Source organism: Devosia sp. (assembly GCF_040509215.1).
Taxonomy (GTDB): domain Bacteria; phylum Pseudomonadota; class Alphaproteobacteria; order Rhizobiales; family Devosiaceae; genus Devosia.
Window position 1 is genome coordinate 1 of the sequence record NZ_JBEVLL010000274.1, and the last position, 10,283, is coordinate 10,283.

Genomic DNA, 10,283 nt, shown 5'->3' on the forward strand with positions numbered 1-10,283 from the left:
AAGAAAGTCTAAGCCGAAACGACCTTAAAGGCCGTTCCGGCTGTGTGCAATTGCCTGGGGATCACAGTCCACGGCGCATCTGCAATGTGCTTAACGCGCGTCAAATCAGACCGGCGCCTCGGGAACAGCGCGCTTTTCGTGGATGGTGTCGATCAGGCCGAAGGTCTTGGCCTCTTCCGGGGAGAGGAAGCGATCGCGCTCGAGAGCGTTCTCGATTTCCTCGTAGGTCCGGCCGGTGTGCTTCTCATAGATCTGATTAAGACGGCGCTTCAAGCCCTCGACTTCCTTGGCATGAATCAGGATGTCGGTGACCTGGCCCTGGAACCCGCCGGAGGGCTGGTGGACCATGATGCGCGAGTTCGGCAGCGAGGTGCGCATGCCCTTTTCGCCGGCGGCGAGCAGCAGCGAACCCATGGAGGCAGCCTGGCCCATGACCATGGTGGCAACCGCCGGACGGATGAACTGCATCGTGTCATAGATGGAAAGGCCAGCCGTCACCACGCCGCCGGGCGAGTTGATGTACATGGCGATTTCCTTCTTCGGATTCTCTGATTCGAGGAACAGAAGCTGGGCGACGATGAGCGAGGCCATATTGTCCTCGACCACACCGGTCACGAAAATGATGCGCTCGCGCAGGAGGCGCGAGTAGATGTCGAAAGCGCGTTCGCCACGGTTCGACTGCTCGACCACCATGGGAACGAGCGTGTTCATGTAAAGATCGTGCGGATCCCGCATATTTTGCCCCTTGGCCCCCGTCGGCGTCGCAAGCGGACGGCAGGCTTAGTTGGTTGACCCCGGTCCCCTGCCCCGAACGCGCACTAGGCAAGGCAGAAGCTAGGGTGAATTTCGAATCGGCGCGACTGGCCGATTGCAGCTATGCCGCCTTAACGGGCGGTAAAGGCACAAATAGGCGGCAATGGGGCCAGCTTCAATAGACCGCCCCCCACGCAGTGACACTAAGGTGAATACGGCGTTTGGGATTTCCGATTTTGCGGCACTTGTGCCTCACGCGAACGAGACGGTGACGCCCTTCTTCTTGAAGTAGGCCTGCATGAGCTTGCGGCCCTGGCGGTTGGGCTGGGCGAGCTTGGCAATCTCGAACACAGCTTCCTTGGCGCCTTCGCGGGCCATGGCGGCCTTGAGCGCTGCGATGTGAAGATCGATGTCTTCGTTGTCATTCTTGATCGATGCGTAGATGGCGTCGATCGCTGCGGAAACGGTGATGTCGCTCACGTGCGGATTTCCTTCGTCGCGTTTTGGCGCTCTCAAGACATCATTGGGCGGTTCTTGCCAAGCATTTTCGGCATGATCCTGCTGTGGCAGGGGAAAGCGAAGCGTGGTGCCCACCCCTGCATGCAGCGCAAAGAATCACCCGAGCTTGAATTCGGGGCGCCCGTCGCCGGTTTCGCTGTGACGGTCGTCATCGCGCAGCGGACGAATCTGGATGCGGCAATGGGCAGCTATCGGGTCATCGGCGAAGAGAGCCTTGGCCTCGTCCATGTTCGCCGCTTCCACCAGCACGACGCCACCGATGACTTCCTTGGCTTCGGCAAAGGGGCCGTCCGTTTCGTTGATGCGTACGGGGCGGCGGCGATCGATGACCTGTTCGGTCGAAACATCGGCCAGGGGCGAGGCGAGAAGCAGGTGACCGCCGACGCGCAGCTTTTGGTCGTGCTCGATGGTCGCGTCGTCGAGGCGACGCATTTCCTCGGGCGAGACGCCAGCAAAAGCGTCGGGGGCGAAGTGGAAAAGACAGAGGAATTTCATGTTCGTCTCCGTGGTTGGACAGCGACGCGACGAATGCATCTCCACCGGCTCGACTAATTTTTGAGCTTTTTTTCGTGCAGCCGCCAGAGGCATTTGCAGAGTTTGTGACACCGCCTAAGGTGGGACCAAAGAAGCCCCACGGACGACCATGGCCGCCATTATCCAAGTCAAGCCGATCACCGACGTTGCAGACGACCGCCGCGCAAGCGCCCCACCCCGCGATCCCAAGTTTTTCCAAAATCCATACGCCTTTTACGCTGAGCGCCATGCCAGCAATCCGGCGTTCTTTTGGGAAGAGTATGGGCATTGGTGCTTTGCCGATTTCAAATCGGTCAGCGCTTTGTTACGCGACAAAAGGTTTGGGCGCGAAATCCTGCATGTCGCGACGCGCGAGGAAATTGGCCTGCCCGAGCCAAAGCCGCATGTGGCGGACTTTGATCTCACCGAAAAGCACTCGCTGCTGAACCTCGAGCCGCCGGGTCATACGCGGCTGCGCATGCTGGTCAATCGCGCCTTCGTGTCGCGGCAGGTGGAGCAGTTGCGACCACGGATCCGGCAGCTCGCTAATGAGATCATCGACGGGTTCGAGGGCGAGGATAGCGTTGACCTGATCAAGGCGTTTGCGGCGCCCCTGCCCGCGATCATCATTGCCGAAATGATCGGGCTGCCGGCCGAGGCGGCGCCGCAATTGCTCAATTGGTCCAATCGCATGGTCACCATGTACATGTATGGGGTGACCTATGAGACCGAGCTTGATGCCAACAAGGCGTCGGCCGATTTCATGACCTATCTGCGCGACGTGATTGCCGAGCGCCGTCGGGCGCCGCGCGAGGACCTGCTCACCCACATGTTGACGGCCGAACAGGGTGGCGAGAAGCTGAGCGACGATGAAGTGATGTCCACCGCCATCCTGCTGCTCAATGCCGGGCATGAGGCGACGGTGCATACGACCGGCAATGGAGTGAAATCCATTCTCGAAAGCGGGCTTGATCCCCAGACGTTGTTTGCGACGCCGGAGCAGACCGAGGCAACGGTGGAAGAGTGCCTTCGCTTCGACGCGCCGCTGCATCTCTTCACCCGCTACGCGCTGATGGACATGGAAGTCGAAGGCATCCCGCTACGCAAAGGTGATGTCATAGGGCTGATGCTGGGCGCGGCCAATCGCGATCCCTCGCGGTTTGCCGATGCCGGGCGGTTCGATCCGTTCCGGACGGATGGCGCCAATGTCAGCTTTGGCGCCGGTATCCATTTCTGCATCGGCGCCCCGCTCGCGCGGATCGAATTGCAGGAGGCCATGTCGGTACTGTTCCAGCGCCTACCGAAGCTGCGGCTGGCGGAAAAGCCGAGTTACAACGACGTGTTCCACTTCCATGGGCTGGAGAAGCTCATGGTGCGCTGGAGCTAAAGGGCCGCCAAGACGCCGGGCAGCAGGGGCGGAATGTCTTCGCTGATCATGCCGGGGCCGCCAAAGCGATTGGCGGCTTCGGCGTGGAGCCAGGCGCCGGCGCAAGCGGCGTCGAAGCCGCTCATGCCCTGGGCAAGCAGACCGCCGATGATGCCCGCGAGGACATCGCCCGAACCGGCCGTGCCGAGCCAGCTTGGGGCATTGGCATTGATGGCGGCGCGACCATCGGGCGCGGCGATGACGGTATCGCTGCCCTTGAGCAGGATGATGGCGCCGGAGTGCTGGGCGGCGGCGCGGGCGCGCTCAAGCTTGCCGCCGGGCACATTGCCGAAAAGGCGCTGGAACTCGCCCTCGTGAGGCGTCAGCACGACGGATCGTTCGGGATTGGCCTTGATGGCGGAAAACAGAGCTTCGCTGTCGGTTGAGAAACTGGTGATGGCATCGGCATCAAGGACGGTGGCAGCGCCGGAGGACAGCGTGGCCAGCACCTTGTCGCGGGTCGCCTGACCGATGCCGACGGCGGGGCCGAGGATGACGGCATTCATGCGTTTGTCGGCGAGTAGATCGGCCAGTTCGCCGGCATTTTCGGCTGGCTTGAGCATGATAGCGGTTACATGGGCGGCGTGGACGCGTAACGCGGCGGTTTCGCCTGCTACTGAAACGACCCCTGCCCCGACGCGAAACGCGCCATGGGCGGCAAGGCGGGCCCCGCCTGTTTCGAACTCGCTGCCCGACACGACGATGACGTGGCCGCGGTCATATTTGTGGCCATCGGCCATGGTGGTCGGGAGGGTCCACAACTCGCGCGTATTCTGCCAGGCATGTGGCTGGACGCGGTCGAGAACCGAATCTGGAATTCCGATATCGGCAAGGACGACTTCGCCGCAATGCTGGCGACCGGGCAGCAGCACATGGCCGGGCTTTAGCCGGAAGAAGGTGACGGTCATGTCGGCGATCATGGCGACGCCGCGGACTGCGCCGGTGCCGCCATCGATGCCGCTCGGCACGTCGACGCTGACAACAGGAAGCGTGGAGTTGTTGACCGTGGCGATGATGCTGGCGATCTCGCCTTCGACATCGCGATCAAGCCCAGCGCCCAGAATGGCGTCGACGACCAGGTCGGCGTCTTCGATGTCCTTTTCGCTGGGCGCATCGATGCGACCGGTCCACTGCTCGGCGGCAACGAGCGCATCGCCGCGGAGGGTATCGCGCTCGCCCAGAATGCGCACCTGAACGGGCCAGCCGCGCTGCTGCAGCAGGCGGGCGACGATGAAACCATCACCGCCATTGTTGCCGGTGCCGCAGAGCACGAGGACTGAGCGCTGGTAGTAGCGCTCGATGATGGCCTCGGCCACTGCCTTGCCGGCGGCTTCCATCAGGCGGAAGGACCTGACTCCACCTTCGATGGCAAAACGATCGGCCTGGGCCATTTCCTGAGGCGTGAGAAGGGCATCGGTATGGGCCATTTGTGCCTCGCTGCGAGTCAGTGCTCTTTATCTCATAGCCGGTTGGACGGAAAATTGGACAAAGAAACGGCGCGGTGCGTGATTAGCTGCCGAAAAGTGGCGGCCGGCCTAACCGGCGTACTTCAGGTGATCGGCGTCGCGCCAAACGGTGCGATTGCGGCCCCCGTGTTTAGCCGCATAGAGGCGCTGGTCGGCACGGATCATGATTTCGTCGTGGCGAGGGATTTCGGCGGTCGAGCACAGCCCGACGCTGGCCGTCGTGCGCAGGCCCGGAGCAATGTCGCTCCAATCGATGTCCTGGAGCGCCAGGCGCAGCTCTTCGATAACTGAGACTGCCCGCTGCGTATCGTGGCGAGGCAGAATGAGGACAAACTCCTCGCCGCCGAGACGTGCCGCGAAGCCTAGATCCGCCACATGCGAGCCCAGAGTGCGCGACACACGGCGCAGCACGTCATCCCCGACAAGATGCGAGTAATGGTCGTTCACGGACTTGAAGTGGTCGAGATCGAGGATGGCCAGTGCGTATTCGCTGCCCGCAAGGTCTTCAACCATGCGCTCAAAGCTGCGTCGATTGGGCATGCCGGTCAGCGCGTCGAGCAGCGCTTCCGCGGCCAGCGCGCGGGCGCGAGCGCGAAGCTGACTGGTTTCCGCACGCAGCTCGGCGGCCTTGGCGAGGCGCTGGGTGGTTTCGCCTGATTGCCGAACATAGAGCGCGTGGAAGCGCTTTTGCAGCGCCAGAGCTTCTTCGTACTGGCCAAGGGCTTCATATACGCGACCCAGTTGGGCGGCGGCATTGAGCTGGTGATCTATCTGCCCTGTCTCATCGGCAAGGGCCAGAGATTGCTGGGCGGCTTGCAACGCGCCCGTGAGATCGCCGCTACGCAGGCGGGCCGTTGCGAGGGTGTAGAGATAGTGGATGCGAAGGCTGGAGCCGCCCTCGCCGGGAAGCGCGGCGGAGCGTTCCAGATGGACCATCGCCGAGGCAACGTCGCCGCGCAGGGCGTGGTACTCGGCGCAATTTCCGAGCGCTACGCGCAAAATCCATAGATCGCCACAGGCTGCGGCGGCGGAGATCGCCTCGTCGGTCGTGGCAATGGCATGCCCCAGCCACGACGCTGCGGCAGCCTTGTCCTCGCTGGCTTCGGCTTCTTCGGCGAGTTTGGCGTGGCAAAAGCCCAGGTTCAGGAGCGCAAAGGCGTAGAAGCCCAAGAGGCTGGCACTTTCGGCAATTGCGGCGCTGCGCTCAAGCAGCGGCACGGCCATGGACACTTGCCGGCAAACGGCGAGCGCTACGCCTTTGGCATTGAGTGCGAAGGCCAGAGCCTGCGGATCATTGCAGCTTTCGGCCGTCGAGACCGCCAGCGAAGCCATTTCGAACGCGTCGTCGCTGAGGCCGGTATCGAGCAGCAGGAAGGTCTCGATGGCCTTGATGCGCGCCAGTTCGGGCAGGTTTTCAAGCCGGCTCCAGAGCCGTCTCGCGGCCACGGCGCATTCAAGACCCGCTTCGACATCTCCCAGGCGCATGCAGCACCAAGCCATCTGGCTCATGCAGCGGGCCAGCATCTCGGGGTCGCCCTGCTGCTGCGCGGCGAGATAGGCCGATTTGGCAAAGCGCATGGCGCCAGTGCAGTCGCCCTTGTCCATCAGGCCGAAGCTCTGGACAAGATCGTCACCGGGAACGCTTTGATCGGACACAGATACTCGCATATTGAAGGCCGTACGGATCATCCCGGTTGGGCCTACCGGACTATACTAACCCTATACGGATTCGAGGTGTCATAAGCGATACCTCACCCAATGGACCGGAGCCCTGCGCCCCGCCGAATGCAATCTTCGTTCCGAAGTGGTGAAGAAGGCGTTTTCATCAGGGATGCAAGACAGCGCTCTGCCACCTTAAGCAAAAAGGGCCCCGGAGGGCCCTTTTCTCATTTCTACGCTGGCTCTTAGGCCGAGTAGTACATTTCGTATTCGACCGGATGCGGGGTCATTTCGACGCGGAGGACTTCCTGCATCTTCAGTTCGATGTAGGCATCGATGAAATCGTCGTCCATGACGCCGCCGACCTTGAGGAAGTCGCGGTTCTTGTCGAGGTTTTCCAGAGCTTCACGGAGCGAGCCGGAAACGGTCGGGATTTCCTTGAGTTCGTCCTTGGGCAGCTCATAGAGATCCTTGTCCATCGGCTCGCCGGGGTGGATCTTGTTCTTGATGCCGTCGAGGCCGGCCATCAGCAGCGCGGTGTAGGCCAGGTACGGGTTTGCCAGCGGATCGGGGAAGCGAACTTCGACGCGCTTTGCCTTCGGCGACTGGCCGAAGGGGATACGGCAGGAAGCCGAACGGTTACGGGCCGAGTAGGCCAGCAGAACCGGAGCTTCGAAGCCGGGCACCAGACGCTTGTAGGAGTTGGTGGTCGGGTTGGTGAAGGCGTTGATCGCCTTGGCGTGCTTGATGACGCCGCCGATGTAGTAGAGGCAATCCATCGAGAGGCCGGCATACTGGTCGCCAGCGAAGAGCGGCTTGCCGTCCTTCCAGATCGACATGTGGCAGTGCATGCCCGAACCGTTGTCGCCGTAAACCGGCTTCGGCAGGAAGGTTGCGGTCTTGCCATAGGCATTGGCAACCTGCTGCACGGCATACTTGTAGATCAGCACGTCGTCAGCCGACGCGATCATCTGCTTGTACTTGAGGCCGAGCTCGTGCTGGGCGGAAGCCACTTCGTGGTGGTGCTTCTCGATGATGATGCCCATCTGGCCCATGGCTTCGAGCATCTCGCCACGCATGTCCTGTGCGCTATCCAGCGGGGGAACCGGGAAGTAGCCCTTCTTGATGCCGATGTGGTGACCATTGTTGCCGGATTCGTAATCGGCATCGTTGTTGGTCGGGAGTTCGGAAGAGTCGACCTGGAAACCAACCTTGTAGGTGGTGGTCGAGTACTTCACGTCGTCGAAAATGAAGAATTCGGGCTCGGGACCGAACACGACCGTGTCGCCGACACCGGTCGACTTGACGAGGGCTTCAGCCTTCTTGGCGATCGAGCGCGGATCGCGGTTGTACGGCTGGTAGGTTGCCGGCTCGAGAATGTCGCAGTTGATCGCGAGGGTCGAGGCCGCAAAGAACGGGTCGATATAGGCCGAGTTCGGGTCGGGCATCAGCACCATGTCGGACTCGTTGATGGCCTTCCAGCCAGCAATCGAGGAACCGTCGAACATCACGCCATCTTCAAACATGTCGGCGTCAACGACGGACGCATCCATGGTGACGTGCTGCAGCTTGCCGCGCAGGTCGGTGAAACGCACGTCGAGATACTTGATGTTCTCGTCCTTCATGCGCTGGATAATGTCGGCACCAGTGGTCATTCGGTCTTCCCCTGTCTCAAAAGGATTCTTTTAGGTGTTGGTAGTGCAGCGGACGCGATCAGAGCGCGTCGTCGCCAAATTCGCCGGTGCGGATGCGGATCGCCTGCTCAATCGAGTAGACGAAGATCTTGCCATCGCCGATGCGGCCGGTCTGTGCGGCATTGCGGATCGCCTCGATCGCCTTTTCGGCGAGTTCGTCGGGGCAAACCACCTCGACCTTCACCTTAGGCAGGAAATCCACGACGTATTCGGCACCGCGATAAAGCTCGGTATGCCCCTTCTGCCGGCCAAAGCCCTTGGCTTCGGTCACGGTGATGCCCTGCAGACCAACTTCCTGCAGTGCCTCTTTGACTTCGTCGAGCTTGAAGGGCTTTACGATAGCCTCGATTTTTTTCAACTGTGCCTCCACTGAGCGTCTTAGGCCGTTACCGCCAACCTGTATGCACGGGCCATGCCAGCGTGCCAAACCATGAAAAACATTAACCGTTGCATGGACTTGGGACAGCCGGGAGAGGTGTGCCCAGACGGCCGCGATGGCATGGCTGATCGTTTTTAGGGCTATCTGCATCTTTTTTATGCAGATGATGATCGCTTTCGGGCACTCGCCGCGCCTCGGCTGACCAAAATGTCACCACATGCCCGCAATCAGCCGATGTCGGAGACGCAGAACCGACCGCGCTCGTCGCGCGAGATGGTGAGACCAGCTTCTCGGAAGGCGAGGAGCACAAGCCGAAGACTGTCGCCCTGTCCGGGGGCCTCAGCCCCCTCGATGCGACGTACGGTCGAGACCGAGATGCCGGCGTTCTGCGCCAGCATTTCAGCGGTCCAATCGAGAAGGGCACGGCAGGCCCTGACCTGAGCGGGCGTAAGCGAGGTGACATCGTCCCTTGTCGTGCGCGGAGCGGTAATGCGCGCGTTACGGCTCGAAAAGCCACCGTAGTAGAGGTTGGACGATATTTCCGAGGAGAAGGGCAGCCCTTCTATGTGGAACTGCTGGTACTCGCCGGTGGCGAGGCGCAGGCGTGGGGCGAAGCTATATGGCTTCCGATTGCCGACAGTTTCGCGCCAGAGGTCAGGCAGGCGTTCGAGATCGTCTGGATGAAGGCTCGTGCGCCAATTGGTGACATCGTCGCCGGGGGCCGCATTGGCATCGAGCAGATCGCTGCCCACGTGATCAATGAGGCGCCCATCCTCGTCTGCGATCCAGAGCACGGCACCGACAAGCTGAGATATATTCTGCAGCAGGGCACGACTGTTGGCGAGGCGTTCGTCTGTGTCCTGGCGCTCGGTGATGTCCGAAACCACTGCCACAACGCGAGTTGCATTGCCGTCGCGATCAAACAGGCGCCGCGCCTCGCTGCGCAGATGCCGCAACTGGCCGTCGGGACGAATGATCCTGAACTGCCGGTCGGTCTGGCGGGAATCGGTGACGAAACCGTTTGGGTCATCGACCGGGAGGCGATCCCTTGGGTGCACCAGGGTTTCAAGGAAAGCGAGGTCGAGGTGGAGGCCGGCCGGATTGATGCCAGCCAGGGCATAGAGACCCGCCGAACAATGGAGTCGCGCCGTGGCGATATCCCAAGACCAGAAGCCGACGCCGAGCCTGGCTTCGGCGGCACGCACCCACTCGTCGGACTGCCGGACACCCGGACTGCGTTCTGCCATGTCCCACTCTCCATTGGATGCTTCTTGCATCCTCTAACCGCACAGCAGGAGCTGGCCAGACGAAGTCAGGGACTCTGCGGCATCATCAAATGCCGCGCGTTGTCTTTCTTCGAAAATCTGAGCCATGGCAAGAGGCCGTGGCGATCGTTTTTGACACTAAAAAGAAGATTCGCGACGGCGACTTGATGGATCAATGAAACAATTTCTCTCATCCCTTGAGCAGAAAAGTAGCGAAGTCGGCGCATTGGGAGAAATACGTACTCCGGGATCGCCGGAAAAGGGTCGAGGGCCGAAAGATAGTGCTCATCAGAAGTTGTTAACTTCGGTCCACTTTTAGCCCTGGGGGATCACTGTGGACGTCCGCCTATTCAGCAATAAACGCCGGGTTCAGGCGCAAGAGAACCAAGCAACGCTCGACGCTATCTCGCGGGCGCTGGCCGTCATCGAATTCGGACTCGATGGCACGATCCTGACAGCCAACCAGAACTTCCTCGACGTGATGGGATACACGCTCGACGAAGTTCGCGGGAAGCATCACCGGATGTTTGTCGATCCTGCCGAAAGCGCCCTGCCCGACTACAAGCTGTTCTGGCAGCAATTGGCCAAGGGCAAATTCCAGGCGGCGGA

General features: G+C 61.1%; 10 protein-coding genes. 2 read left to right on the forward strand and 8 right to left on the reverse strand.

Annotated elements, in window-relative coordinates; genetic code table 11:
* Window positions 1–105: 105 nt before the first annotated feature.
* The 3 genes from ABW043_RS15540 to ABW043_RS15550 all read right to left on the reverse strand — a co-directional run bounded on the left by ABW043_RS15540 (window position 106) and on the right by ABW043_RS15550 (window position 1,767).
* Window positions 106–735, reverse strand: coding sequence for an ATP-dependent Clp protease proteolytic subunit (locus ABW043_RS15540; RefSeq protein ID WP_353922110.1), 630 nt, complete (start codon window positions 733–735; stop codon window positions 106–108).
* Between the two features lie 270 nt (window positions 736–1,005).
* Window positions 1,006–1,233 (reverse strand): hypothetical protein, encoded by a 228-nt coding sequence (locus ABW043_RS15545; RefSeq protein ID WP_353922111.1) that lies wholly within the window; start codon window positions 1,231–1,233, stop codon window positions 1,006–1,008.
* Window positions 1,234–1,368: 135 nt separating this feature from the next.
* A complete protein-coding gene (locus ABW043_RS15550; protein ID WP_353922112.1) occupies window positions 1,369–1,767 on the reverse strand; it encodes a YciI family protein in 399 nt (132 codons plus the stop codon).
* A gap of 148 nt (window positions 1,768–1,915) precedes the next feature.
* Here ABW043_RS15550 and ABW043_RS15555 point away from each other — a divergent pair, with 148 nt between their 5' ends.
* Complete coding sequence (locus tag ABW043_RS15555) at window positions 1,916–3,172, forward strand: cytochrome P450 (RefSeq protein ID WP_353922113.1); 1,257 nt, start codon at window positions 1,916–1,918, stop codon at window positions 3,170–3,172.
* Here ABW043_RS15555 and ABW043_RS15560 read toward each other — a convergent pair.
* The 5 genes from ABW043_RS15560 to ABW043_RS15580 all read right to left on the reverse strand — a co-directional run bounded on the left by ABW043_RS15560 (window position 3,169) and on the right by ABW043_RS15580 (window position 9,656).
* The gene (locus ABW043_RS15560) at window positions 3,169–4,638 is read right to left on the reverse strand and encodes an NAD(P)H-hydrate dehydratase (RefSeq protein ID WP_353922114.1); all 1,470 of its coding nucleotides are present in this window, start codon (window positions 4,636–4,638) and stop codon (window positions 3,169–3,171) included. The genes ABW043_RS15555 and ABW043_RS15560 overlap by 4 nt on opposite strands.
* Window positions 4,639–4,746: 108 nt before the next feature.
* On the reverse strand, window positions 4,747–6,333 hold the full coding sequence (locus tag ABW043_RS15565; protein ID WP_353922115.1) for a GGDEF domain-containing protein: 1,587 nt from the start codon (window positions 6,331–6,333) through the stop codon (window positions 4,747–4,749).
* A 248-nt stretch (window positions 6,334–6,581) separates the two neighbouring features.
* Window positions 6,582–7,991 carry a type I glutamate--ammonia ligase gene (gene glnA / locus ABW043_RS15570; protein ID WP_353922116.1) on the reverse strand — a complete coding sequence of 470 codons (1,410 nt, stop codon included), beginning with the start codon at window positions 7,989–7,991 and terminating at the stop codon, window positions 6,582–6,584.
* Between the two features lie 58 nt (window positions 7,992–8,049).
* Window positions 8,050–8,388 (reverse strand): P-II family nitrogen regulator, encoded by a 339-nt coding sequence (locus ABW043_RS15575; protein WP_035079039.1) that lies wholly within the window; start codon window positions 8,386–8,388, stop codon window positions 8,050–8,052.
* 248 nt (window positions 8,389–8,636) lie between these two features.
* On the reverse strand, window positions 8,637–9,656 hold the full coding sequence (locus ABW043_RS15580; RefSeq protein WP_353922117.1) for a PAS domain-containing protein: 1,020 nt from the start codon (window positions 9,654–9,656) through the stop codon (window positions 8,637–8,639).
* A gap of 352 nt (window positions 9,657–10,008) precedes the next feature.
* On the opposite strand from ABW043_RS15580, the gene ABW043_RS15585 reads away from it, so the two are divergent.
* Window positions 10,009–10,283, forward strand: a 275-nt coding sequence (locus tag ABW043_RS15585) for a PAS domain S-box protein (protein ID WP_353922118.1), incomplete at its 3' end; no start/stop codon positions are given.